This window comes from Streptomyces sp. NPDC090022 (assembly GCF_044748145.1).
Taxonomy (GTDB): domain Bacteria; phylum Actinomycetota; class Actinomycetes; order Streptomycetales; family Streptomycetaceae; genus Streptomyces.
In genome coordinates this window covers 461,977-485,718 of the sequence record NZ_JBIVFN010000003.1, presented here as the reverse complement: position 1 = coordinate 485,718, position 23,742 = coordinate 461,977, and the positions used below count along the sequence as shown (strand labels likewise).

Here is a 23,742-nt window from a genome sequence, read left to right as displayed (position 1 = left end):
CACGCCACCAGCACGGTGGTCCGCCGCCGCGCCCCGGACCGCGGGGGCCCGGGCGGCGGAGGGAGCGGGGCGGACGACGGGGGCAGCAGCTGCGGCGGTCCCGGCGACGGCGGGTACGGTGCGGGACCCGGTGGCTGGTAGGGGCCCGGTGGCTGGTACGGGCCCGGCTGTGCGTACGGGGAGGCCTGCTGCCCGTACGGCTGCGTCCCCTGCCCGTAGTCCGGCTGCCGGTACGGGTTCTGACTCCCGTTCCGCCCGTCCTGCCCGCCCCCGGGCGGCTGCTGTCCTGGCCACATGACGACCAACGATAGAAGGGCCCCGGCCCGCCCGCCACGGCCACCGCCCGCGGGTGCCGCCCGGCTACCGGCCGAAGGACAGGATCGCGTGGTCCACCATGGTGGGCTCCGGGCTGCGCACCGTGCCTTTGAGCAGGAAGAGCCGGCCGCCGGACCAGGCCAGGCGCACGCTGTGGGAGAAGAAGACGGACTGGGCCCCCCGGGCCATGGCCGGGCTGCGCAGGACCACTTGAGGGGTGCCCCCGCCCGGCGGGAGCGTGGCGATCTCGCCCGGTTCCCCGGCGCCGGCCTCGACGTAGAGCAGGAGCGCGCCGTTCTCGATGGCCAGCGGCCACATGGTGCGGCCCTTGGGGGCGGCCGCGTGCCATTTCTCCTGGCCGGTGTTGAGGTCGACCGCGACGACCTCGTCGACCTCGTCGATGCCGAGGTGCTTGCCGGGCTTGCCCCCGGCGATGTAGAGCGTGTCGGCGTCGGCGACGGCGGCGTCGCAGGCCTGCAGGCCGGTGAGGCCGTTGCCCCACCCGTTGCACCGGCCGTTGACGGCGAACTTCATGTCGGTCTGCGAACGGATCGTGCCGTCGGCGTGGAACACGGTGATGTTCCAGGCCTTCTGGCCGGAGTGGTAGCCGGCGACGACCAGCGGGTCCAGGGAGAGGATCCGGCCGAGGCTCCAGCCCTGGGGGTACTGGTAGCTCCACCTGGGCTGCCCGGTCGCCGGGTCGACGTCCTGGATCATGACCTGGTTGTCGGCACTGCCAGGGGCGAAGCAGTTGCGGACGCCGATCAGCCTGGCTCCGCCGCCGAAGGCCGCCGGGGTGCAGTTCCCCGTCTTCGACGTGCCGAAGAGCTTGCGGCCGTCGGTCACCGAGAAGCCGCTCATGACGGCCGACCGGGCGACCGCGACGGTGTCCCCCGAGATCGCCATCGCGTACTCCAGGCCGAAGTCGGCCGAGTTCTCCTGCGGCACCTCCACCTTCCAGCCCGCCGTGCCGGTGGTGAGGTCGATCTGCTGGAGGTGCGTGCAGCGCGACGTCGGGCTGTCGCCGGTGCGTACGCCGACGACGAGCTTCCCGCTCGCCGCCGGGCCCTGCGGGACCCCGCACAGCGGGGTCTCCAGCGAGACCTTCCACTTCTCCTGACCGTCGCTCACCCCGTGGCCGACGATCTCCTTGAACATGGCCCTGACCACGACCTCGCCCACCCGCCACGGGCCGTACTGCTGGGCCCCCGAGCGGGTGAGCTCGGTCCGGTTGTCGCTGAACCAGACCCGGGCCTCGCCCGGCTTGATCCCGGCGTTGGGGTCGTAGACGTGCGGCGGGCCGCCCGGGCCCTTGCCGTCGCCCTGGTCGACGGCGGCCGTGCCGGCGGGCGCGGGCGCCGCGTCCGCGGACGCCGTGTCACCGCGGTCGCCGCGGTCGACGGCCACGACGTACACGCCCCCGGCGGCGACCAGCAGGGCCGCGACCACCGCCGCGACCAGCGCGGCGGTCCGGCGCCGCGACCGCGGTTCGCGCACCGGCGCCGGGGTGAGGGGCGGCAGCGGCGGTCCGAACTGCCGCGGCTGCCCCGGCATGCCGTAACCGGCGGGCAGCGGCGGCGCGTACGGGCCAGGAGGCGCCGCCTCGCCCGGTGGACCGGCCGGGTGCCCGGCCGGTCCACCGGGCGGCTGCCCGCCCTGTCCCCGCTCGCCGGGGCCCGTCACCTCACCGAAGTCGCCACCACTCATGGATCAAGTGTGTCCCGCGCGGCCACCGGTCCGGAACACTTTTCCGGCCGGGAGCCCGGCCGCGGGACGATCCGTGCGCGGTCAGGCCGTCAGGGCCCGTGAGACCACCGACGTGGCCTCCTCCTGGACGCGGGCCAGGTGGTCGGGGCCGAGGAAGGACTCGGCGTAGATTTTGTAGACGTCCTCGGTGCCCGACGGACGCGCGGCGAACCAGGCGTGCTCGGTGGTCACCTTGATGCCGCCGAACGCCGCCCCGTTGCCGGGGGCGTGGGTCACGACGCCGGTCACGGCCTCCCCCGCCAGGGTGTCGGCGCCGACCTGGTCGGGCGACAGCCGGCCCAGCACCGCCTTCTCCTCCCGGGTCGCCGGGGCGTCGATGCGGGCGTACGCCGGTTCCCCGAACCGTGCGGTGAGGCCGGCGTACTGCTCGCTGGGGCTCTGGCCGGTGACGGCCAGCATCTCCGAGGCCAGCAGGGCCAGGATGATGCCGTCCTTGTCCGTGGTCCACACCGAGCCGTCGCGGCGCAGGAACGAGGCGCCGGCCGACTCCTCGCCGCCGAACCCGAGGCTGCCGTCGGAGAGGCCGTCCACGAACCACTTGAAGCCGACGGGCACCTCCACCAGGTCACGGCCGAGGTCCGCGGCCACCTTGTCGATCATCGAGGAGGACACCAGCGTCTTGCCGATGCCGGCCCCCGCCGCCCACTGCTCGCGGTGCCGGAAGAGGTAGGCGATGGCGGCGGCGAGGTAGTGGTTGGGGTTCATCAGCCCGCCGTCCGGGGTGACGATGCCGTGCCGGTCGGCGTCCGCGTCGTTGCCGGTGGCGATCTGGAACCGGTCGCGGGTCTCGATCAGCGAGGCCATCGCGTACGGGGAGGAGCAGTCCATCCGGATCCTGCCGTCCCAGTCCAGCGTCATGAAGCGCCAGGTGGGATCGGTCTCCGGGTTGACCACGGTGAGGTCGAGGCGGTGCTCCTCGGCGATGCGGCTCCAGTAGGCGACGGAGGCGCCGCCCAGCGGATCGGCCCCGATGCGGACGCCCGCGGCCCGGACGGCGTCGAGGTCGAGCACGGCGGGCAGGTCGCGCACGTACGCGCCGAGGAAGTCGTGGCGGCCGGTGCCCGGCGCCGCCAGCGCCCGGGTCAGCGGCAGCCGCCGTACGTCCCCCAGCCCGCCCGTGATGATCTCGTTGGCGCGGTCCTGGATCCAGTTGGTGGCCTCGGAGCCGGCCGGGCCGCCGTGGGGCGGGTTGTACTTGAATCCGCCGTCCGCGGGCGGGTTGTGGGACGGGGTGACGACCACTCCGTCGGCCAGGCCGGTGCGGCGGCCGCGGTTGTGGGTGAGGATCGCGTGCGAGACGGCGGGCGTGGGCGTGTAGCCGTCGGCGGAGTCGATGAGGACGGTCACGTCGTTGGCGGCGAACACCTCCAGGGCGCTCACCCGGGCGGGTTCGGACAGCGCGTGGGTGTCCGCCCCGAGGAAGAGCGGCCCATCGATGCCCTGCCGCTCGCGGTACTCGCAGATCGCCTGGCTCGTCGCGGTGATGTGGTCCTCGTTGAAGGCCGTGGCCAGCGAGGACCCGCGGTGGCCGGAGGTTCCGAAGGCGACCCGCTGGGCCGGGTCCGCGGGGTCGGGGTGCAAGGCGTAGTAGGCCGTCACGAGACGGGCCACGTCGACCAGGTCTTCCGGCTGTGCCTGGCGCCCTGCGCGCTCGTTCGGCATCCGTCGGCTCCTTCTTTCTGCTGCGGGGAATTCAGAGGGGGGGCCACTGCGTGGGTGGGTCCATGGTGACCCGCGTGCCGCGTTCCGCCCAGTCGGCACCCTGCCGGGCCCCGGCGCGGTGCGGTGAACCGGAACACGATACTCCGGTGGGCCGCGTGGATCGGAGGGGATGTCAGGCAACCGATCCGGGGCGGCGGCACTCCTGTTCGGTGGGGCCCGGTCCTCGCGACGCGTCGTGAACCGGGCCACCCGGGTGGGCCGTTTCCTCTGTTGCGGCCCTCCGCCCCACCGATCGAGCAAGAGGAGCACACACGTGTCCCGTTCCATGAGCCGCCACCTGGCCGTGAGCGCCACCGTGGTCGCCACGCTGCTGGGCGGTCTCGTCCAGGCCACCAGCGCCTCCGCGGACCCCGTCGCCCCCGACGCCGCCGCGGCCGCCGCGCGGGCGGCCGCCCGGGCCGCCTTCGAGGCCAACTTCGAGTCCGCCTCGAAGGTGCGGCCCCCCTCCCCCGATCTGGAGGGCGTGGACGCCGCGTTGAAGGCCGCCATGGCCAACGGCGCGCCGGGCGCGATGGCCCGCTTCTCCGGCCCCGAGGGCGTGCGGACGCGCACGGCGGGCGTCCGGGACCGGGTGTCGGGCGCGCCGATGGACACCGCGGCGCGGTTCCGGATCGGCAGCGTGAGCAAGACGTTCTCCAGCGTGGTGCTGCTCCAGCTGGTGGACGAGCGCAGGCTGGAGCTCGACGCGCCGGTGAACCGGTACCTGCCGGGGCTGCTGCCCGACGACCGGATCACGGTGCGTCACCTGCTGACCCACCGCAGCGGACTGGCCGACTACACGGACGCGATGTTCGCGCAGACCGTGCCCGGTTTCGAGGCCGTGCGCAACCGGGTGTTCAGCTACCAGGAGCTGCTGAACCTCTCCCTGGCCTCGCCCCGCACCACCGAGCCCGGTGCGGCGTACAAGTACTCGAACACCAACTTCGTGGTGGTCGGCATGCTGATCGAGAAGGCGACCGGCCGGTCCGTCGGCACGGAGTACGAGCGCCGCATCTTCAAGCCGCTGCGCCTGCGCAACACCTCGTACGTGCACCCCGACACCCGGATCGAGGGGCTGCACGCGCGCGGCTACCTGCACCCCGACGAGGCCGGCCTGCCGCTGGTCGACTCGACGGAGCAGACCGTGTCCTGGGCGCAGTCGGCCGGGGCGGTGATCTCCAGCACGGAGGACCTGAACACCTTCACGACCGCCCTGATGCGCGGCCGGCTGCTCTCGCCGAAGACGCTGGAGGCCATGACGACCGTCACCCCGACGGACGCGACCAACACCCGGTTCTACGGGCTCGGCCTGCGCCGTTACGACCTGTCCTGCGGCGCCCAGGTGTACGGGCACACCGGCACGGTGCAGGGCTTCTACACGTACGCCTTCTCGACCCGCGACGGGCGGCGCTCGCTCTCCGCGATGGCGAACACCTCCAACCGCGGCGCGGCCAACACGGCGCTCGGCGGGACCCTCGAGGCCGCCTTCTGCGGGAAGAAGCCGGCGGTCGCCGGGTCGCCGTCCGAGCGCGGGTTCGCGCCGGTCGCCCCGGCTGAGGCGGACCTGGCCGAGCGGCGCTGAGCCGCGGCGCCCGCCCCGCCGTTCCCCGCCCTCGCGGCGGGGAGCAGCGGGGCCCGTCCCTCCCGCGCCCGTCCCTCCCGCGCCCGTCCCTCCCCCGCGTGTCACTCCCCCGCGTGTCACTCCCCCGCGTGTCACTCCCCGCGGCGGGCAGTGCCCGGGCCGCCGACCGGGCGGAGCAGCAGGTACGCCGCCGCGGCCGCCGCGAGTGCCGCCATACAGGCGATGAACACCAGCCCCGCGTCCTCCAGCCCCAGCGGTCCCGACAGCAGGCCCACCCCGATCACGGGTACCGAGATCCCCGCGTACCCCGCCACGAACAGCGCCGAGATCACGGCGGCCCGGTGCTGCTCCGGCGCCGCCCGCGCCACCGCCGCCAGGGCGCCCCGGAACGCCAGCCCCTGCCCCGCGCCGGCGACGAGCGCGCTCAGCACCACCAGGGCCAGCACCTCGGTGACCAGCCCGCCGGCCAGCAGGGCCAGTCCCGCGATCAGGACCAGGCAGCCCAGCACCAGGGACCGCGCGACCCCGAGCCGGCCCACCACGAGCTGACCGGCCAGCGACGCGAAGAACGCCAGCGAGGCGACGAGCCCGATCAGGGCCCGGTCGTGCACGTGCAGCGACTCGTTCAGGAACGCCGGTCCCACCGAGGTGAACACGCCCAGCAGGGCGAAGCCCACGAAGGCGGCGGTGGCGGCCGGCAGGAACACCGGCCGCACCTCGGCGGGCAGGGCCGGCCGGCGGGGCCGTACCCGCCGGCCGGGCCGCCGCCCGGCCACCGTCTCCGGCAGGGCCCGCAGGACGCCGGCCGACACCGCCAGCAGGACGAGGTGCACGGCGAACGGCAGGATCAGGGGCAGGCCGTCCGCGCTCGCGTACCGCGCGAGCAGGCCCGCCAGCAGCGGCCCGCAGCCCAGCCCGCCCATGTTCGCCGCGGTCGCCACGAAGGTGGCCCGGTCCCGGCCGCCGGGCGGGGCCAGTTCGAGCACGTACGCGGTGGCGGCGCCCGTGAACAGGCCGGCCGAGAACCCGGACAGCAGCCGCCCCGCGTACAGCAGCGGCAGTCCCCCGACGCTCCGGGCGCACAGGAAGCACACCGCGCTCGCCGCGCCGAGGGCGAGGCCCCACGCGAGGACCGGGCGGCGGCCGAGGACGTCCGAGGCGTCGCCGGCCAGCAGCAGCACAGCGATCACCCCGAAGGCGTACACGGCGTACACCACGGTCACGATCAGTTCGGAGAAGCCGAGCTCCTCCTGGTACAGCCCGTACAGCGGGGTGGGCAGGGTGGTGCCCGCCATGCACACCGCGAACACGGCGCCGGCGAGCAGGCAGTACCGCATCCCGTGCCGGCCCGGCTCCGTCGCCCGCTCCACGTCCGTGCCCATGACGACGACGCTATCGGCGCCGCGCCGAGCCCGCCGCCGCGCGGGTCCGACCGGGTCGCCCCGCCGCCGCCCGGCGGCGGGGCGGCGGCGGGGCGGCCGGGCGACGGGGCCGGGGCGTCAGCGGCCCTGGAGGTGGGGGCGGCCGCCGAGCGGGCCGGGCAGCACGCCGGACTTGACGGCGGCCAGGATCGCGTCCGCCTGGGCCCGGGTGAGCTTGCCGTCCTCGACGGCCCGGTCGAGGCGCTCGCTCAGCCGCTTCTGCAGCGCGGCCGCGTCCGGCCGCTCACCCGCGGGTCCTGACCTGCGGTCGGGGGCGCCCTTGCCGTCGGCGGCGTCCTTGCGGTGCTTCTCCGCCTGCGCGGCCCGGAACTTCTCCAGGGACCCGGTCACCTTCTCCACCGGCACGCCGAGGTCCTGGGCGAGGGCCTCGGCCAGTTCCTTCTGCCGCTCCTGCCGCTGCTCGGCCCCCTTCCCCGCGTGCTGCCGGGCCGGGACCTCGGGACCGTCGGCGAAGGCCACGGCGGGGAAGGCCAGGGCGATCCCGGCCAGGGCCGCTCCGGCGGCGATTCCTGCGCGTTTGCGGACGTTGTTCATGGGTGCCCTTCCGATGCTCACGAGTGGCGGGATTCCAGCGTGCGGGCCGAACCTGTGCGTGAGCTGGGTGGTGGATGAGAAGTTCCTGAAACGACCGGGCGGATTCCCGGTCGCGGGGCGCGCATCCGGCGCCGTAGCATCCCCGGATGCCCGGGATCACGACCATCAGGACCCTCACCCCGCAGGCCGGCCGGATCGACACCGCCGCCCTGCGGACGTACGACGCCGACCGGCTGGCCCGGTGCGCCGCCGACCGCGGGCAGCCGTGGTGGCGCCGGACGGCATGCGTGGACGCGCTGGCCGGGCGGGTGCCGCCGGGGCGGATCGGGAGCCTGCTCGCGTGCGTCCGCGACACCGGTGACGTGGCGGAGGTCCGCCGGGCCCTGCTGGGCCTGCTCGCGGACCGGGAGGAACTGCTGCCCTGGCTGCGGCACGAGGACCGGCGGCACGACGGCGCGTACGGCATGACGGAGGCCGTCCTGCGGGCCCGCGGAGCCCTCGGCGACCTCACGGCGGCGGGCGAGCTGGCCACGGTCGCCTTCAGCCCCTGGCAGCACCGCCGTACGGCCGGCGAGGCCGGACTGGACGCGCTGGTCGACCGGCACGGGACGGCGGCGGTCCGGGCCGCGCTCGACGGGGACCGGCCCGAGGACCGGGCCTGCGTCGTACGCCTGCGCCGGCGCGCGGACGAGGACGTCACGGACGCCCTCGCCGACCCCGACCCGCGGGTCGCCCATCTCGCGCAGTCGCTGACGGCCGACCCGGCCGCCCTGCGGGGCTACCTGGACCGGGCGCCGACGGCCGACGCGAAGCTGTGGGCGGCGTACGCGCTCCACCGCCTGACCGGCGACACGGCGGCGGTCCGGGCGGTGTACGAGGCCCTGGGGCGGCCCCGGGTCGAGGTCGAGGGGCTGGACGAGGAGGTGCGCCGGGCGATCGTGCACACGTACGGGCCGGGGTGCGAGGCGGGCAGCGATCCGCGCTGGCGGATCGAGGCCCTGTGCACGCCGCCGCCGGAGCCGTTCGACGAGGACGGGCAGCTGCGCCGGGCCGTGGCCGCGCTGGCGGCGGCCGGGCTCTCCCCCGGGCCCCCGGTGTCCTGCGGCGACCACCACCAGCAGGGTGGCGGCACGTACCACGTGATCGCGTACCGCGACCCGGACGATGGTGCCGGTGACGGTGAACGCGGCGCCCCCGCAACGGTGTTCATCAGCACGCTCGGCCCTTTCGCCGGCGACTACGAGGACGCGCCCGCCGCCCGCGCGGCGCTCGAGGCGGCGGGCCTGCGCTGGATCGACGCGACGGCCGGCTCGGTACGGGTCACGGGGCTCGGGGTCTACCACTTCGGGGAGCGCGGTCCGCTGGACGTCCACACACTGTTGTTCTACTGGCAGGACTGAACGGGCGGGCGGCGGCGGGGACCGCGCCCACGGGTGGAGCAATCGGCCTGCGGGAAGCCCCGTTTGCGGTGGGATGGGCAGCGCACACCCTCATTCGACGGGAGATCCACATGAAGATCCGCACCCTTGCCGCCGCCGCCTGCCTCGTGGTCGGCGCGATGATGGGCGGCGCGGGCGCCGCCGTGGCGGACAGCGAGGCCCACGGCATCGCGGCCGGTTCGCCGGGCTTCCTCTCCGGCAACGTGGTCCAGGTTCCGATCCACATCCCGATCAACGTCTGCGGCAACAGCGTCAACATCATCGGGCTGCTGAACCCGGCGGGCGGCAACCTCTGCATCAACGACTGACGCACGGGTGACCTTCGGTCCCGTCCCCTGCCGGGGGGCGGGACCGGGCGCTGTCCCCCGCACTCCCGGGCCCCACCACGGTCCGGGCCCTCAAGTCGACTGCGTGAACAGTCGGTTGATCTCCGGGGCGAGCGGGCCCCCGGCGGCATATGCTCCGTGCGTCAAACGCCGCGCGAGCGTTAAGGGGACCGCCGTGAGTGTCCGCATCCAGCCCTCCTCCCAGGTCGACGAGACGGCCGAACTCGGGGACGGGACCACGATCTGGGATCTGGCGCAGATACGCGAGGAGGCGCGGCTCGGCCGCGGCTGCATCGTGGGGCGCGGGGCGTACGTGGGCCCCGGCGTACGGATCGGGGACCACGTCAAGCTCCAGAACTACGCGCTGGTGTACGAGCCCGCCGAGCTCGGCGACGGGGTGTTCATCGGCCCCGCCGCGGTGCTCACCAACGACTTCTACCCGCGGGCCGTCGACCCCGACGGCCGGCTCAAGCGCGGTGACGACTGGGATGCCGCCGGGGTCGTGGTGGCCGAAGGGGCCTCGCTGGGCGCCCGGTCGGTGTGCGTGGCCGGCGTACGGGTGGGCCGCTGGGCGCTGGTCGCGGCCGGCGCCGTGGTGTCCCGGGACGTACCGGACTTCGCGCTGGTGGCGGGGGTGCCGGCGCGCCGGATCGGCTGGGTGGGACGGGCCGGGGTCCGCCTGGTGGAACGTGCCGACGAGCCGGGCGTGTGGGAGTGCCCGCGCACCGGAGCGCTGCACGAGGAGACGGACGGAACGCTCGTCGAGCGCACCTGACGGAACGTCGGCAATTTGGGTCACCGGCATTTTCTCAAAACCGCAATCAACGAACATCCTTGGGCATACCTTGTCCCTGTACACGGGATCTGAGCAGCCAACAGGCTTTGTTCAGTGGGGGGTTGTACACGACGAGGGCATCACGGACCAGGTGACGGACGGCGCGCAGGCGCGCCCGCCGACACCGTCGTCCGCGTGTGCTCCCGCTCCGGGGCATCGCTGGGGGGATCCAGTGGGCGGCCCCGGACGGTTCGTGCCATCGGGGGGATCACACCGCCGGCACGTGCGCCGTCATGCGCAGTCCCCTGCCCCGGAACGACGACCGCCAGGTCTGTCCGAGGAGCGATGGAGGGGGTAGGTGTGCGGGAGCCGTACAGCTCTGACATGCGCGCTGCGCACAGCACAGGGGAAGCCGGGGTGGGGATCCGGTGACCGCCGCACGATTAGAAGCATTGGCCCACGAGGACCCGTCGCTGCACGCCCTCGCCGAGCGGCTGCTCGCGCTCGCCGAGGCGGGGCTGCCGGGCATGTACCTGCCGGGCGCGGACACCTTCGTGTTCACCCGGGCGGGCACCGTCACCTCCGACGGCGCCCGTCGCGTGGAACGGCGCGGGACCAGCACCCGGTACGCCGCCATCACCGCGCTGGGGGCGCGGTTCCTGCCCGAGGACCGGCAGCGCCCGCTGTTCGGCGGGCACGGCGCCGAGGAGTTCACGGCACTGCTGGTGGAGCGGCTGCCCGCGGTGACCAACCTCGGTGACGCGGCGCTCATCACGTGGGCGGCCGCCGAGACCGGCCACCCCAAGCTGGTGGACGCCCTCGCGCGGGTGGCCGCGCTGGACGTGCCCGGCCGGCCCCAGTACACGGTCGAGGCGGCCTGGGTGCTCTCCGCGCTCGCCGCCGCCCGCGGCGCGGTGGACGTGGAGGACCGCCTGGCGGCCGCCCGCGACCGCCTGCTGTCGGCCCGCGTGGCCGACAGCCCGCTGTTCCCGCACGCCACGGGGCCGGGGCTGGTCCCCGGGTACCGCTCCCACGTGGCCTGCTTCGCCGACCAGACGTATCCGCTCCAGGCCCTGGCCCGGCTGCACGCGAGCGGCCCGGACCCGGTGGCCCTGGCGGCCGCCGACGACTGCGCCGCCCGGATCTGCGACCTCCAGGGGGACGGCGGCCAGTGGTGGTGGCACTACGACGCCCGCACGGGCGGCGTGGTGGAGGGCTATCCCGTCTACAGCGTGCACCAGCACGCCATGGCCCCGACCGCCCTCTTCGACCTGGCCGAGGCCGGCGGCACCGACTTCGGCCCCGCGATCCGCCGGGGGCTGCGCTGGATGACGGAGGTGCCCGAGATCTGCGGGCCCGACGGCACCCCGCGCGAGTCGATGATCCGCGAGGACTACGGCGTCACCTGGCGCAAGGTCTACCGCGGCGACCCCGTCAAGGCCGTCCGGGCCGCCCGCGGGATCACCACCAAGGTGGCCCCGCAGGCCCGGCTGGCCCCGCTCGACCGGCTCTTCCGCCCCCTGTCGGTGGACCGCGAGTGCAGGCCGTACGAGTTCGGCTGGATGCTGCACGCCTGGCTCGGGGAGGTGCAGGGATGACCCGGCTCCCCACCCGGCAGCACCTGTTCGGGGTCGCGCTCGACGCGCTGACCATGGACGAGACCGTCGAGCGCTGCCTGGAGGCGGTCCGGCGCGGGGACCGGATCGAGATCGGCATGGTCAACGCCGCCAAGCTGGTCAATATGCGGCGCGACCCGGGTCTGGCCTCGGCCGTGGCCGGCTGCGACCTCGTGCTGGCCGACGGCCAGGCCGTGGTGTGGGCCGGCCGCGTCCTGGGCGTCCGGCTGCCCGAACGGGTCGCGGGGATCGACCTGTTCATGCGGCTGCTGGCCGCGGCCGAGACCGCGGGCGTGTCCGTGTACCTGCTCGGCGCGCGGCAGGACGTACTGGACCTGATGCTCGGGCGGATCGCCGAGCGGTTCCCTGCGCTGCGCGTGGCCGGCAGCCGCAACGGCTACTTCGACGACTCCGAGCAGGGGGAGATCGCCGACGCGGTCGCCGCGAGCGGCGCCCAGCTGCTGTTCCTGGGCATGACCTCGCCCAAGAAGGAGATCTTCACGGCCGGTTACGGCGCGCGCACCGGCGCCCACGTGGTGCACGGCGTCGGCGGCTCCTTCGACATCCTGGCCGGCATCACCAAGCGGGCTCCGCTGGCCTGGCAGCGGCTGGGCCTCGAATGGTTCTACCGCGCCCTGCAGGAACCCCGCCGGCTCGGCAAGCGCTATCTCACCACCAACACCGCCTTCCTCCTCATGACGGTCCGGGAGCTGCTCCGCCGCGCCGCGTCGGCCACCCCGCCCGCCACACCGTCTGCCGGTTCCGCGAACAGGAGTCACTGATGCGCGTCGTCGTCGTGGGACAGGGATACGTGGGCCTTCCGCTGGCCATCAGGGCCGCCGAGGTCGGACATCAGGTGGTCGGGTACGACGTCGACGGACGGCGGGTCAAGAGCCTGGCCGCCGGCGAGTCGTACGTGGAGGACGTCTCCTCCGAGCGGCTGGTGCGGGCGCTGGAGCGCGGCACCTACCAGCCCAGTGAACTCGCCCGCGACTGCGGCGGGTTCGACGTGGCGGTCGTCACGGTGCCGACGCCCTTGCAGGACGGCGCCCCCGACCTGCGCTACATCGAGGAGTCGGCGCACACGCTGGCCCGATTCCTGCGGCCGGGCGCGACCGTCGTCCTGGAGTCCACCACCTATCCGGGCACCACCGAGGAGCTGTTCGGCCCGATCCTGGAGGACGGCTCGGGCCTGACCGCCGGTGCCGACTTCCACCTCGGGTACAGCCCCGAACGCATCGACCCGGGCAACACCGTCTGGGGCTTCCAGCAGACGCCCAAGGTCGTCTCCGGCGTGGACGCGGCCTCGCTCAAGGCCGTGGAGTCCTTCTACGCCGACCTCGTCGACCGGACGGTGCCGGTGCGCTCGCCCAAGGAGGCGGAGCTCGCGAAGCTGCTGGAGAACACCTTCCGGCACGTCAACATCGCCCTGGTCAACGAGATCGCGATGTTCGCCCGCCACCTCGACATCGACGTCTGGCAGGCGATCGAGGCGGCCTCCAGCAAGCCCTTCGGCTTCATGAAGTTCACGCCGGGGCCCGGGGTCGGCGGCCACTGCCTGCCCATCGACCCCTCGTACCTCAACTGGCGGGTCCAGCGGGAGCTCGGGCAGAACTTCCGCTTCGTCGAACTCGCCAACGACATCAACAACCACATGCCGGAGTACGTCACGCGCCGCGTCATCGACGCGCTCAACGCCAGACGCCGCTCGGTCAACGGCTCCAGGATCCTGCTGCTGGGGCTCGCGTACAAGAAGAACACCGGCGACGCGCGCGAGTCGCCGTCGGTGCGCGTCGCCCAGCTGCTGCTCGACATGGGGGCCAGGGTGCGCGCGGCCGACCCGCACGTGGTGGAGGGCATCACGGTCGACGCCCGACTCGTGCGGGTGGAGCCGACCCGCAAGGAGCTGGCCGCCGCGGACGTGGTCGTCCTGCTCACCGACCACGACTCCTTCGACTACGGGATGATCACCGAGCACGCCTCCTTCGTCCTCGACTGCCGCAACCGGGTCTCCGGTCCGGCCGTGGAGGTGCTCTGAGGGCATGTCCAGGATCATCTGCGTGGCCGGAGCACGGCCCAACTACATGAAGATCAAACCGGTGATGGACGCACTGGAGCGGCACGGCGCCGAGGTGGTCCTCGTCCACACCGGGCAGCACTACGACGCGTCCATGAGCGACGTCTTCTTCCGCGATCTCGGCATCCGGTCCCCCGACCGGTACCTCGGCGCCGGGTCCGGCAGCCACGCCCAGCAGACGGGCCGGGTGATGGCGGCGTTCGAGCCGCTGGTCGACGAACTGGCCCCGGACGCGGTCGTGGTGGTCGGCGACATCAACTCCACGCTGGCCTGCGCCCTGGTCACCGCGAAGGCCGGCCCGCTGCTGGCCCATGTGGAGGCGGGCCTGCGCAGCCGGGACTGGAGCATGCCGGAGGAGGTCAACCGGGTCGCCACCGACCGGGTCAGCGACTATCTGCTGGCCCCCTCGCCCGACGCCGCCGCGAACCTGCGGTCGGAGGGGTACCGGGAGGACCAGATCCATGTGGTCGGCAACGTCATGATCGACACGCTGCTGGCCAACCTGGAGCGGGCCAGGGCCTCGGACGTCCTGGACCGCTACGGCCTCGCCCGGCACGGGTACGGCCTGGTCACGCTGCACCGGCCGGCCAACGTGGACGACCCCGGGGCGCTGCGCGGCCTGCTGAAGGCGCTGGGCGAGATCGCGGAGCGCTGCCCGCTGCTGCTGCCCGTGCACCCGCGGGCGGCCGAGCGGCTGGCCGGGATCGGCGTACCCGCCGGCATCCGGGTGGTGCCGGCCGCCGGGTACCTCGATTTCATCGCCCTGCAGGACGCCGCCCGGGTGGTGCTCACCGACTCGGGGGGCGTCCAGGAGGAGACCACCGCCCTGGGCGTGCCCTGCGTGACGCTGCGGGAGAACACCGAGCGGCCCATCACCGTCGAGGAGGGCACCAACGTCCTGGCGGGCACCGACCCGGAGCGCATCACGGCGACGGTGCACCGGGTGCTCGACGACCCGCCTGCGCCCCGCTGCCCACCGCTGTGGGACGGCCGGGCGAGCGAGCGCATAGCCCGGGTCCTGCTGGACGGCGGGAGCGCGCGGACCCGGGCCAGACCGACCGCTCTCCTGCCGTAGCAATCGTTGTGACAAGAAGGGGTGGACCATGGACCTCGCCGAGATCTGGCGAGTCATGCGCAGACGCTGGTACGTACTGCTGCCGGGACTGCTGATCACCGCGGCGCTCGTCGTCGGCGTCCACCTGGTGGTGCCGGTGACGTACCGGTCGCAGAGCACCGTGACCCTGCTCAACTCGCAGAAGGCCACGGTGGCCTACGACGGCAACCCCTTCCTGAGCACCCAGGCCTCGTTGACCGGCATGGCCGACGGGCTCGCCCGCAACCTCAACTCCGATGCCTCGCTGGCCGACCTCAGGAAGCTGGGCGTCACCGGAACCCCCGAGGCGAAGATCGCCGACAACGCCCTGGGGCCGTTCATCTGGCTCACCGTCACCGGGAACGACCCGGCGGCCGTCCTGGAGTCGGACAGGAAGCTGACCGCCTACGCCGAGAAGCGGCTGACCGAGTTCCAGGCGGAGCAGAAGGTCGCCCCGGACGCCATGATCCGCATGGCGACGTTCGTGCCGCCGCAGGAGGCGGTGGCCGAGACCAAGACCAGGCTGCAGTACCTCGTCATGGCCGGGGTACTGGGCCTGGTGCTCAGCCTGGTCGCCTCCTTCTACGTGGAGGCGCGCACCCGGTCGCGGGGGGCCCGGCGGGGACCCGGGCCGGGGGCCCGGAGCCCCGAAGAGGAGGAAGAGGAGAAGACCGCCGCCCCCGCCACCGCCCCCACGACCGCCCCCGCGACCGCGGAACCGGTCGTCGAGCGGACCCTCGCCATCCGGCGGCCCAGCTGGTCGCGGTCCGCCGGCGACGAGCCGGCCGGCGCGGGCCCCGGGACGCCCGGGTCCGATCCCGACGCGGCGTCCATCGCCGAGCCGCACGACGAGGAGTCCGTCCATGGACACCGCCCGCGCTCCGGACAGTGACACCGGCGGGCCGGGCGGCGGCACCGCCGCTCCCGCCCCGCCCGCGCCCCCCGCCGCCGACTCCCTGGGCCGGAAGGTCCGTTCGGCGGCCCGCTGGAGCCTGATCAACACCGTCGTCCTGCGCCTGGGCAACTTCGCGACCGGCATCGTGCTGGCCCGCTTCGCCCTGGGCCCCGCGGAATGGGGCGTGTACGGCGTCGCCCAGACGGTCCTGCTGGTCCTGCTGTCCGCGAACGAGCTGGGCGTGAGCCTGGCCATCGTCCGCTGGGAGGGGGATCCGCGGCGGTTCGCGCCGACCGTACTGACCCTCAGCACCCTCTCCAGCTGCCTGCTGTACGTGGCGCTGTTCGCCTCGGCACCGGCGGTGGCGGGCCTGCTCGGCTCGCCGGACGCCGCCGGGGTGCTGCGGGTGATGTGCCTGTGCGTGGTGATCGGCGGGGTGGCGGCGGTGCCCGGCCAGTTCCTCACCCGTGAGTTCGCCCAGGGCAAGCGGATGGTCATCGACGGGCTCAACTTCGTGATCAGTACCTCGGTCACCCTGCTGCTGGCCTTCGACGGCTGGGGCGCGATGAGCTTCGCCTGGGGGGCCGTGGCGGGCAACACCGTGACGCTGATCGGCTGCTGCCTGGCAGCGCCGGGCACGCTGAAGTACGGCTGGGACCCCGGGCAGGCCCGGGAGCTGCTGAGGTTCGGACTGCCGCTGGCGGGGGCGAGCCTGCTGGCCCTCGCGGTGGCCAACGTCAACACCATGGTGGTGGGCGCGACGCTGGGCAGTGTGGCCCTGGGCTTCTACGTGCTCGCCTTCAACGTCTCCGGCTGGCCCGTGCGGATCATCTCCGAGGCCGCCCGCCGGGTCTCCTTCGCCGGCTTCTCCCGCCTCGCCGAGTCGCCGCAGGCGCTCGCCCGGGGCTTCAGCCGCGCCCTGGGCGTGGTGATCACCGCCACCGTCCCGCTGTGCGTGCTGCTGGGCGGCCTCGCGGAACCGGCCATCCGGACGATCTACGGAAGCCAGTGGACCCCCGCCGCCGCGGCCCTGCCCTGGCTGATGGTCCTCGGCCTGATCCGCATCGCCTGCGAACTCGCCTACGACTGCATGGTCGCGACCGGCCAGCGCCGGCTGCTCCTGCTGATCCAGGGTCTGTGGCTGGTGGCCCTGGTCCCGGCGCTGTTCCTCGCCGCCGGCCTGAACGGCATCGTCGGCGTCTCGCAGGCCCAGGTGCTGGTCGCCGGCGGCCTGGTGGTACCGGTCTTCCTGTACGCCCTCGGCCGGGCCGGCATCGGCATCGGCTCCGTCGCCCGGGCCTGCGCGTGGCCCTTCCTCGGCGGGGCCGTGATGGCCGTGACCATCCTGGGCCTGGAGAGCTGGTTCGGCGACGGCCGGCTCGCGCTCCTGGCCATCGCCGCGATCGCCCTGGCCGGCTACACGGTGTGCGTCCTGCCCAGCCGCGCCTTCCTGCGCGGCACCGCCGCACCGGTCCGGCCCGCCCCGAAGGACCTGAGGTGAACCCGATGTCACGGCGCGTGCGCCGCATCCCGCTCGCGGGCCTGCTGCTCGCGGCCTTACTGGCGGTCCTGGGCGTGGCCTGCTCGGGACCCGACCGCTCCGCGCCACCGGACTGCCCGGACGACGCGCGGACCTGCCCCGCGAGCCCGTCCTCGGCTCCCACCGGCGCCGGTACCCCGGCCGCGGCCGGACCGGCGGCGGGCGCTCCCGCCGCCTCCCCGTCGCCGTCCCCGTCGGGAGAGGCGCAGCCGGCATCGGGCACGGGGAAGCCCACCGCGACACCGGGCGCCGGCGGCACGCCGGGCACCCCCGCGGCCAAGGCCGGCTGCGCCTCTCCCGGCGCCTGCGGCTTCCCCGACGCCACCACCACCGGTCCGCGGATCCCCCTGACGCCCCACAAGACCGGGTACATGGCCGTCCGTACCGACGGACTCGTCATCCGGGGATGGGACATCACCGGATCGCTCGACATCTACGCCAACGACGTCACCGTCATCGACTCCCGGATCACCTCGGACAACTGGTGGGGCATCAACCTGCGCCCCGGCTTCAGCGGCCTGCGGGTCCTGCACTCCACCATCACCGCCGTCCCCGGCAAGGGGCCGGACAACGGCGGCGTGGACTACGCCGTGTCGAACATGGGGGGCAGCTCCATCGAGGTCGGCTGGTGCGACATCTCGGTGTTCGGTGACGCGCTGTCCATGGGGCAGGGCAATCTGCACGACAACTACGTGCACGACCTCGTCCCCTTCATCAACCTGGGCGGCGAGTGGCAGCACACCAACGCGGTCATCAGCGGCGGCGGCAACACCGGGGCCCTGATCATCCGCCACAACACGCTGCTGAACCCGACCAGCCTCACGCAGGGCGCCTCGGGGAGCATCGGCCTGTTCGCGGACACCGGGGTGGTCCGCAACGTCACCGTGGACGACAACTGGATCGCCGGCGGCGCGTACGCCCTGTACGGCGGCAGCACCGGCGCCACCGGGATCCAGGTCACCGACAACATCTTCTCGACGCAGTACCACCCGCATTCCGGCGGGTACGGCGTGGTCGCCCACTGGAACCACGGCGGCGCCGGGAACGTGTGGCGGGGCAACCGGATGTCCGACGGCCGCCCCATCGAGCCCGAGCCGCCCCGGTGAGCGGCCCCGCGCGCCTCGTGCGCCGCCTCGTCCGCGTGCCCTGGACGCTGCTCAAGGCGGTGTTCGGCTGGCTGGTGCTGTTCGAGACCCGGAACAAGATCTGGCTCGCGCCCACCGCCGTCCGGCTGCGCCGGTTCGAGGGCGAGCAGACCCGGCGGCTGGCCGCCGCCCTGTCCGCGCCGCCCTCGGCGCTCGTCGCCACCGTCATCGCCACCCACCGCCGCCCCGACGCGCTGCGGGCGGCGGTGGCCTCGGCGCTGGCGCAGAGCGTGCGCGACCAGGTCGTCATGGTCGTCGACGACGGGGCGGGCCTGCCCGAACTGCCCGACGATCCCCGGCTGTTCGCCGTCTCGCTGGCGCGCAACACCGGCACCGCCGGAGTCGTCCGCAACGTCGGGATCCGGCTGACCCGGTCCCGCTACGTGGCGTTCCTGGACGACGACAACCTCTGGGAGCCGGACCATCTCGCCCGCGCACTGGAGGTGCTGGAGTCGCCCGGCGGCCCCGACGCGGTCTACACGGCGCTGCGCCGGGTCCTGCCCGACGGCCGCGAGAACGACGTCCTGTCGGTGCCCTACGACCGGCGCCGGGCGGCCCGCGAGTCGTTCCTGGACACCAACGCCTTCGTCGCCCGCCGCACCCGCTCCCTGTACTTCAGCCGGCTGCGCCGGACGCCGGAGGTGATGCCCCGCGAGGACTGGGAGCTGATCCGCCGGTACGGCCGCCGGCACCGGGTGCTCCATGTGCCGCACCCCACCGTCCGGTACCTGATGAACCCGTCCAGTTTCTACACCCGATGGGAAGGGCCCCGTTGAGGGTCGCTCCCGCCCGCACTCCATCCGCTCCGACCAGAAGGTGGTTGATCCCTTGCCCCGATCCCGTGCCCTCAGGAACAAGTTCGTCGACGCACCCGGCTCGCTGGGTGAACGGCTGCGCATCGCCCGCTGGGAACGTTTCCGGCGCTGCTTCCCCGGCATCGAGGGCATGAGCGTCGTGGACCTGGGCGGAACGGCCGAGATGTGGCTGCGCGCGCCGGTGCGCGCCAAGCGGGTCCACCTGATCAACCTGGAGGAGCATCCCGCCGAACTGCCCGACTGGATCACCGCGGAGGTCGCCGACGTCACCGACCCGGCGGTGGCCGCCGAGCTGAGCGGCGCCGGCGGCTACGACCTGGTGTTCTCCAACTCGACCATCGAGCACGTGGGCGGCCACAGCCAGCGCAAGCGGTTCGTCGCCGCCGTCGAGCAGCTGGCGCCGCTGCACTGGATCCAGACGCCGTACCGCTATTTCCCGGTCGAGCCGCACTTCGTGGCGCCCGGCTTCCAGTTCCTGCCGCTGGCCGCCAGGACCCGGCTGGTGCGGCACTGGCCGCTCGTCCACAGCCGTCCCGACAGCCCCGAGTCGGCGATGAACGCCGTGATCAACATCGAGCTGCTGACCCGTGCCGAGATGCGCTACCTGTTCCCCCGGTCGGTGCTCCTCGGCGAGCGGGTGCTCGGTGTCACGAAGTCGCTGACAGCCGTACGAACGGAGCTCTCATGCTGAACAACCTGATCAACCGGCACGACGCGGACCGGCTGCTGCGCAAGGTGCGCCGGCTGGAACTGGACCCGGTGCTGGCCAAGCTGCGGGTACGCGGCGGCGCGCGGGTGGTCCAGCACTGGTCGCAGGTCGACCCGTCGCTGACCGAGTGGTGGGCGATCCCGGGGGTCATCAAGCGGTGGAACCTGCTGATGACCGGCGACGCGGACACCTCCTACCCCCAGTACGTGGCCGCCCGGCACTTCGCGCCGCGCACCGATCTGCGCGGCCTGTCGCTGGGGTGCGGCACCGGCGGGAACGAACTGCTCTGGGCGAAGACCGGCGCGTTCGGCCTGCTGGAGGGGGTGGACGTGGCACAGCAGCGGATCGACTTCGCCACCCGCGCCGCCGCCGAGCACGGTCTCGCCGACGTCCTGCGGTTCCGGGTCACCGACGTCAACCGGATGGCCGACGACGGGGAGCGCTTCGACGTCCTGCTGGGCCTGCAGTCGCTGCACCATTTCGACGACCTCGACGCGACCCTGCCCCGGCTGGCCCGGCTGATCGTGCCCGGCGGGCTGTTCGTGGTCGACGAGTTCGTCGGCCCCACCCGCTTCCAGTGGACCGACGGCCAGCTGGACGCGGCCAACGCACTGCTGGCCCGGTTGCCCGAGGAGCGGCGGCGGCTGGCCGACGGCCGGATCAAGCGCCGTGTCGTACGGCCCAGCAGGCTGTCGATGGTGCTGGACGACCCCTCGGAGGCGGTCGACGCGGCGGCGCTGCTGCCGGGTCTGCGGCGCCATTTCGAGGTGGTCGAGGAGCGGCCGTACGGGGGCACGGTGCTGCACATCGTGCTCTCCGGGATCGCGCACCACTTCCGTGACCAGGAGCCGGAGACGCTGGAGCTGCTGGAGCGGTGCTTCGCCGCGGAGGACGCGGCGCTCCCGGAGGTCGGGCACGACTTCGTCGCCCTGGTCTGCCGGCGGCGCGGCGAGGGCTGAGCCCGCCGGTCAGGGCCCCGGTGTGGTGCGCAGGGCGCCCGGCCGGGCCAGCGCGGCCGCGGCCGCCCGGCTCGCCGGGCGGCCGAGCGCGGCGCGCGAGGTCTCCCGGAGCAGGACGGCGGCCCGGAAGGCGGTGGTCGCGGCCGCTCCGTGGCGGCGCCCGTAGAGCCTGACCCGGTTGAGGGTCAGCAGGGTCCACAGGCGGGGCGAGACCTGCGAGTCGCCGCCGAGGTGGACCGCCGAGGCGGCGGGCTCGAGGCGGGTGACGAAGCCGAGGTCGCGGGCGCGCAGGCAGTACTCGGTCTCCTCCGAGTACAGGAAGAAGGACTCGTCCCAGGCGCCGCAGGCGTCCAGGCAGGGGCGGGAGAGCGCCATCAGCGCGCCGGTCGCCCAGTCGGCCACGGTGGCCCGTCCGTACGCGGCCGGATCGGTGACCAGTTCGCTCCAGCGCGGGAAGCGTCCCGCCCGGCGGTTGCCGATCACCGCCTCGCCCAGGGCGCGCGTCACCCGCGACTCCCGGCGCAGCGAGTGGTGGCGGGTGCCGTCCTCCTCGTACAGCAGCGGGACGGTGATCCCGACGCGGCGCCCGCCGGCCAGGGGGGCGTCGAGGGCGTCCACGAGGAGCGCCGCGCAGCCCCGGCTCATCCGGACGTCCGGGTTGCAGACCAGGGCCGCGCGGAAGCCGTCCTCCCACCCGGCGGCGGCCGCGAGGGCGGCGTTCACCCCGGCCGCGTAGCCGGCGTTGCGGCCGGTCCGGACGACGGTGGCGTCCGGGGCCAGCGAGCGGACCAGGTCCACGGTGCCGTCGGCCGAGTCGTTGTCGGCGACGACCAGGCGCCAGTCCAGCCCGGCCATGCCCGCCGGCAGCGAGGCGAGGAACTCCGGCAGCACCCCGGCGCTGTTCCAGGTGACGACGAGGACGGCGACGGGGCCTAGGGGGCGGACGGGACGGGAGGGGCCGGGCATGGGGACTCCACGGTTCGGGGCTTCGGCGCCTCGCGCCGGATGAAGCCGAGGTGACTGCCTCCGGCGGCGATCGTCAGGAAGAAGATCCCGGCGAACATCGGGAAGCTGAGGGCGTCGAAGGTGGCGCTGATGACCAGGGCGACGAGGGCCGAGGCGAAGAAGGCCTGCCCGAGCTCACGGTCGGATTCGGTACGGGCCAGCCTGCGGATGGCACCGCCCTGGTGGATGCCGGTGACGAGCAGGACCAGGAGCGCGAGCAGCCCCAGGAGGCCCGTCTCGGCCAGCGTCAGCATGTACTGGTTGTCGGTGAAGAAGAACAGCTCGGGCAGGAAGGTGCCGAAGCCCCGCCCGAACAGCAGGTGTTCGTCGAGGTAGGGCAGGATCGCGCTGTACTTGACGGTGCGTGCCTGGGTGCTGCTGTCGGAGTTGGCGAAGAAGGACGCGAACAGTGTGGTGATGGTGCCGATCAGCCCGGGAACGATCACCTTGAAGCAGGCCACCGAGCACAGCAGCACACCGATGGCGGTCCAGCGGCGCTGCGGCTTCCAGCGCGGCACCATCACCAGCACCACGATGAGCGCCCCGATGATGGAGGTCCTGGACACCGTGAGCGGCAGGGCGCCGCCCATCAGCACCACCGGCCCCCAGCGGCGCCAGCCGCTCAGGTGCCGTCGTACGGGGTCGAAGGCCTGCTGGACGGCGAAGGGCAGCAGGATGGCGAGCATGCCGCCGAACTCCAGGGGCTGCGCGGTGGTGGAGCGCGGCCGGGTGAAGGAACCGCGGTCCAGGGTGGTGATCTGCGCGACGCTCGACTGGAGCCCGGGGATGCTGATCCGGTCGGCGATGTTGGTCGCGGTGAAGAAGTCGTAGAAGCCGATGGCGGCGACCACCGTCCCCATCACCACGGCCCGCCGCATCAGGACGTCGAGGCGGGCGCGGTCCTGGATGCCGGCGGAGACCAGCACGACCAGCGACACCCACACGAGCAGCCCGATCAGGCCCCGGTCCGCCGCGAGGACCTCCTTCTGCGAACTGCCGCGCGCCGCGTTCACGAGGTAGGAGGCCAGGACCGAGACGGCCAGCAGCCACATCGCCACGCGGGGCAGCCGGGTGCCCGGCGCCGGGCGGGCCCGGCCGGTCAGCCAGGTCGCCAGGTACCAGAACAGGGCCAGGAGGGCGAACGCGTTGGCCGGGGTGCCCACGCCGCCCAGACCCGGCAGGGTCAGGTTCGAGGGGATGAAGAGGGCCAGCCCCAGATAGCCGCTGAGCACGGCGACGACGTCGAGGCGTCCAGGGCGGGGCCTGCCGCGGGCACCCCTGCCGCGGAAACCCCGGCGGCGCACGCGCGCCGCGGTCCCGGTACCACCTGCCCGGGCCGCGGCCTCCCGCCGCCGGCGGCGGGCCACGAGCAGGGCCTCCGTGACGAAGGAGAGCGTGAAGCCGGCGACGAGCGAGGCGATGACGACGGCGAGCACCTGCTGGTAGCGGCTCTTGAGCTGGGGGACGGGTGTCTGCGGCAGCACCACCGGGGCGGTGTGCACGAAGTACGCGGGCTGCACCTTGGCGGCCACCTGGAGGGCGGTGAGCTGTTCCCCGGCGAACGCGGTGAGCGTGCTGGTCTCCCCCAGCACCTTCTCCCGGTCGGTGCCCGTGACGGTCAGGGTGAGCACGGGGCCCGAGGTGTTGGCGGCGAAGCCGACGGTGTAGGGGTCGGTCACCCCGAGGCCGTACAGGTCCCGGGCCGCGTCGGCCCCCGACAGGGTCCGGATCAGCACGTCGGCGGTCACGACGAGGGAACCGCCGGCGTTGGAGATGGGGTTGCCGAAGGCGGGGGCCAGTGCGGCCACCGCCGTGGAGTCGAGCAGGGTGACCGAGCTCTGCGACTGGTAGGACACCGGCACCGAGCGGTACAGGTGCAGGCCGGCCAGCAGTCCGAGCACGGCCAGCGGCACCATGACGTACCAGCGGCGCCGGAGCACCGCGCCGATCTCCGCGATGCTCACGCGCGCCCCCCGCAAGGTCCCGGAACCGATGGCGGTGGGGGCT

The 23,742-nt window shown here is 73.8% G+C and carries 20 protein-coding genes; 14 read left to right on the top strand and 6 right to left on the bottom strand.

Annotated elements, in window-relative coordinates; translation table 11 throughout:
• Nucleotides 1-360: 360 nt before the first annotated feature.
• Both ACIPXB_RS10035 and pgm read right to left on the bottom strand, forming a co-directional pair.
• Nucleotides 361-2,022, bottom strand: a complete 1,662-nt coding sequence (locus tag ACIPXB_RS10035) for a PQQ-binding-like beta-propeller repeat protein (RefSeq protein WP_401446986.1) — start codon at nucleotides 2,020-2,022, stop codon at nucleotides 361-363.
• A gap of 81 nt (nucleotides 2,023-2,103) precedes the next feature.
• Nucleotides 2,104-3,744: a phosphoglucomutase (alpha-D-glucose-1,6-bisphosphate-dependent) gene (pgm, locus tag ACIPXB_RS10030; protein WP_401446984.1), complete on the bottom strand. Its 1,641-nt coding sequence runs from the start codon at nucleotides 3,742-3,744 to the stop codon at nucleotides 2,104-2,106.
• A gap of 313 nt (nucleotides 3,745-4,057) precedes the next feature.
• Between pgm and ACIPXB_RS10025 the strand changes: the two genes are divergently transcribed.
• Nucleotides 4,058-5,365 carry a serine hydrolase domain-containing protein gene (locus tag ACIPXB_RS10025; protein WP_401446983.1) on the top strand — a complete coding sequence of 436 codons (1,308 nt, stop codon included), beginning with the start codon at nucleotides 4,058-4,060 and terminating at the stop codon, nucleotides 5,363-5,365.
• Nucleotides 5,366-5,496: 131 nt separating this feature from the next.
• Here ACIPXB_RS10025 and ACIPXB_RS10020 read toward each other — a convergent pair whose 3' ends face one another.
• Together ACIPXB_RS10020 and ACIPXB_RS10015 are read right to left on the bottom strand one after the other, a co-directional pair.
• Entirely contained in the window at nucleotides 5,497-6,747 is a 1,251-nt protein-coding gene (locus ACIPXB_RS10020; protein WP_401446980.1) for an MFS transporter, read from the bottom strand.
• Nucleotides 6,748-6,864: 117 nt separating this feature from the next.
• Nucleotides 6,865-7,341, bottom strand: a complete 477-nt coding sequence (locus tag ACIPXB_RS10015; RefSeq protein ID WP_401446978.1) for a hypothetical protein — start codon at nucleotides 7,339-7,341, stop codon at nucleotides 6,865-6,867.
• A 146-nt stretch (nucleotides 7,342-7,487) separates the two neighbouring features.
• Between ACIPXB_RS10015 and ACIPXB_RS10010 the strand changes: the two genes are divergently transcribed.
• From ACIPXB_RS10010 to ACIPXB_RS09950, 13 genes are all read left to right on the top strand, one after another.
• Nucleotides 7,488-8,741: a hypothetical protein gene (locus tag ACIPXB_RS10010; RefSeq protein WP_401446976.1), complete on the top strand. Its 1,254-nt coding sequence runs from the start codon at nucleotides 7,488-7,490 to the stop codon at nucleotides 8,739-8,741.
• Between the two features lie 110 nt (nucleotides 8,742-8,851).
• Entirely contained in the window at nucleotides 8,852-9,088 is a 237-nt protein-coding gene (locus tag ACIPXB_RS10005; protein ID WP_401446974.1) for a chaplin, read from the top strand.
• A 193-nt stretch (nucleotides 9,089-9,281) separates the two neighbouring features.
• Nucleotides 9,282-9,881, top strand: a complete 600-nt coding sequence (locus tag ACIPXB_RS10000; protein ID WP_401446972.1) for an acyltransferase — start codon at nucleotides 9,282-9,284, stop codon at nucleotides 9,879-9,881.
• A gap of 452 nt (nucleotides 9,882-10,333) precedes the next feature.
• Nucleotides 10,334-11,479 carry a hypothetical protein gene (locus ACIPXB_RS09995; RefSeq protein WP_401446969.1) on the top strand — a complete coding sequence of 382 codons (1,146 nt, stop codon included), beginning with the start codon at nucleotides 10,334-10,336 and terminating at the stop codon, nucleotides 11,477-11,479.
• Entirely contained in the window at nucleotides 11,476-12,279 is an 804-nt protein-coding gene (locus ACIPXB_RS09990) for a WecB/TagA/CpsF family glycosyltransferase (protein ID WP_401446967.1), read from the top strand. The genes ACIPXB_RS09995 and ACIPXB_RS09990 overlap by 4 nt, the downstream gene beginning before the upstream one ends.
• On the top strand, nucleotides 12,279-13,535 hold the full coding sequence (locus ACIPXB_RS09985) for a nucleotide sugar dehydrogenase (protein ID WP_401446964.1): 1,257 nt from the start codon (nucleotides 12,279-12,281) through the stop codon (nucleotides 13,533-13,535). The genes ACIPXB_RS09990 and ACIPXB_RS09985 overlap by 1 nt, the downstream gene beginning before the upstream one ends.
• A gap of 4 nt (nucleotides 13,536-13,539) precedes the next feature.
• Nucleotides 13,540-14,649 (top strand): non-hydrolyzing UDP-N-acetylglucosamine 2-epimerase, encoded by a 1,110-nt coding sequence (gene wecB / locus ACIPXB_RS09980; RefSeq protein ID WP_401446961.1) that lies wholly within the window; start codon nucleotides 13,540-13,542, stop codon nucleotides 14,647-14,649.
• Between the two features lie 28 nt (nucleotides 14,650-14,677).
• A complete protein-coding gene (locus tag ACIPXB_RS09975) occupies nucleotides 14,678-15,559 on the top strand; it encodes a chain length determinant protein (RefSeq protein ID WP_401446959.1) in 882 nt (293 codons plus the stop codon).
• Entirely contained in the window at nucleotides 15,531-17,063 is a 1,533-nt protein-coding gene (locus tag ACIPXB_RS09970; RefSeq protein WP_401446957.1) for an oligosaccharide flippase family protein, read from the top strand. Before ACIPXB_RS09975 ends, ACIPXB_RS09970 begins: the two co-directional genes overlap by 29 nt.
• A 5-nt stretch (nucleotides 17,064-17,068) precedes the next feature.
• A complete protein-coding gene (locus ACIPXB_RS09965; RefSeq protein WP_401446954.1) occupies nucleotides 17,069-18,208 on the top strand; it encodes a hypothetical protein in 1,140 nt (379 codons plus the stop codon).
• Nucleotides 18,205-19,023 (top strand): glycosyltransferase family 2 protein, encoded by an 819-nt coding sequence (locus ACIPXB_RS09960; protein ID WP_401446952.1) that lies wholly within the window; start codon nucleotides 18,205-18,207, stop codon nucleotides 19,021-19,023. The genes ACIPXB_RS09965 and ACIPXB_RS09960 overlap by 4 nt, the downstream gene beginning before the upstream one ends.
• Nucleotides 19,024-19,075: 52 nt before the next feature.
• Nucleotides 19,076-19,753, top strand: coding sequence for a class I SAM-dependent methyltransferase (locus ACIPXB_RS09955; RefSeq protein ID WP_401446950.1), 678 nt, complete (start codon nucleotides 19,076-19,078; stop codon nucleotides 19,751-19,753).
• Nucleotides 19,747-20,730, top strand: coding sequence for a class I SAM-dependent methyltransferase (locus tag ACIPXB_RS09950; protein WP_401446948.1), 984 nt, complete (start codon nucleotides 19,747-19,749; stop codon nucleotides 20,728-20,730). Before ACIPXB_RS09955 ends, ACIPXB_RS09950 begins: the two co-directional genes overlap by 7 nt.
• A 9-nt stretch (nucleotides 20,731-20,739) precedes the next feature.
• Here the strand turns inward: ACIPXB_RS09950 and ACIPXB_RS09945 are convergent, their stop codons facing one another.
• Nucleotides 20,740-21,696: a glycosyltransferase gene (locus ACIPXB_RS09945; protein ID WP_401446945.1), complete on the bottom strand. Its 957-nt coding sequence runs from the start codon at nucleotides 21,694-21,696 to the stop codon at nucleotides 20,740-20,742.
• On the bottom strand, nucleotides 21,663-23,699 hold the full coding sequence (locus ACIPXB_RS09940; protein ID WP_401446943.1) for an O-antigen ligase family protein: 2,037 nt from the start codon (nucleotides 23,697-23,699) through the stop codon (nucleotides 21,663-21,665). Before ACIPXB_RS09940 ends, ACIPXB_RS09945 begins: the two co-directional genes overlap by 34 nt.
• Nucleotides 23,700-23,742: the final 43 nt, after the last annotated feature.

Coding starts and splice junctions, on each gene's coding strand:
- ACIPXB_RS10035 (WP_401446986.1), bottom strand. CDS start 2,022: ATGAGTGGTGGCGACTTCGGTGAGGTGACGGGCCCCGGCGAGCGGGGA.
- pgm (WP_401446984.1), bottom strand. CDS start 3,744: ATGCCGAACGAGCGCGCAGGGCGCCAGGCACAGCCGGAAGACCTGGTC.
- ACIPXB_RS10020 (WP_401446980.1), bottom strand. CDS start 6,747: ATGGGCACGGACGTGGAGCGGGCGACGGAGCCGGGCCGGCACGGGATG.
- ACIPXB_RS10015 (WP_401446978.1), bottom strand. CDS start 7,341: ATGAACAACGTCCGCAAACGCGCAGGAATCGCCGCCGGAGCGGCCCTG.
- ACIPXB_RS10010 (WP_401446976.1), top strand. CDS start 7,488: ATGCCCGGGATCACGACCATCAGGACCCTCACCCCGCAGGCCGGCCGG.
- ACIPXB_RS10005 (WP_401446974.1), top strand. CDS start 8,852: ATGAAGATCCGCACCCTTGCCGCCGCCGCCTGCCTCGTGGTCGGCGCG.
- ACIPXB_RS09990 (WP_401446967.1), top strand. CDS start 11,476: ATGACCCGGCTCCCCACCCGGCAGCACCTGTTCGGGGTCGCGCTCGAC.
- ACIPXB_RS09985 (WP_401446964.1), top strand. CDS start 12,279: ATGCGCGTCGTCGTCGTGGGACAGGGATACGTGGGCCTTCCGCTGGCC.
- wecB (WP_401446961.1), top strand. CDS start 13,540: ATGTCCAGGATCATCTGCGTGGCCGGAGCACGGCCCAACTACATGAAG.
- ACIPXB_RS09975 (WP_401446959.1), top strand. CDS start 14,678: ATGGACCTCGCCGAGATCTGGCGAGTCATGCGCAGACGCTGGTACGTA.
- ACIPXB_RS09970 (WP_401446957.1), top strand. CDS start 15,531: ATGGACACCGCCCGCGCTCCGGACAGTGACACCGGCGGGCCGGGCGGC.
- ACIPXB_RS09965 (WP_401446954.1), top strand. CDS start 17,069: ATGTCACGGCGCGTGCGCCGCATCCCGCTCGCGGGCCTGCTGCTCGCG.
- ACIPXB_RS09950 (WP_401446948.1), top strand. CDS start 19,747: ATGCTGAACAACCTGATCAACCGGCACGACGCGGACCGGCTGCTGCGC.
- ACIPXB_RS09945 (WP_401446945.1), bottom strand. CDS start 21,696: ATGCCCGGCCCCTCCCGTCCCGTCCGCCCCCTAGGCCCCGTCGCCGTC.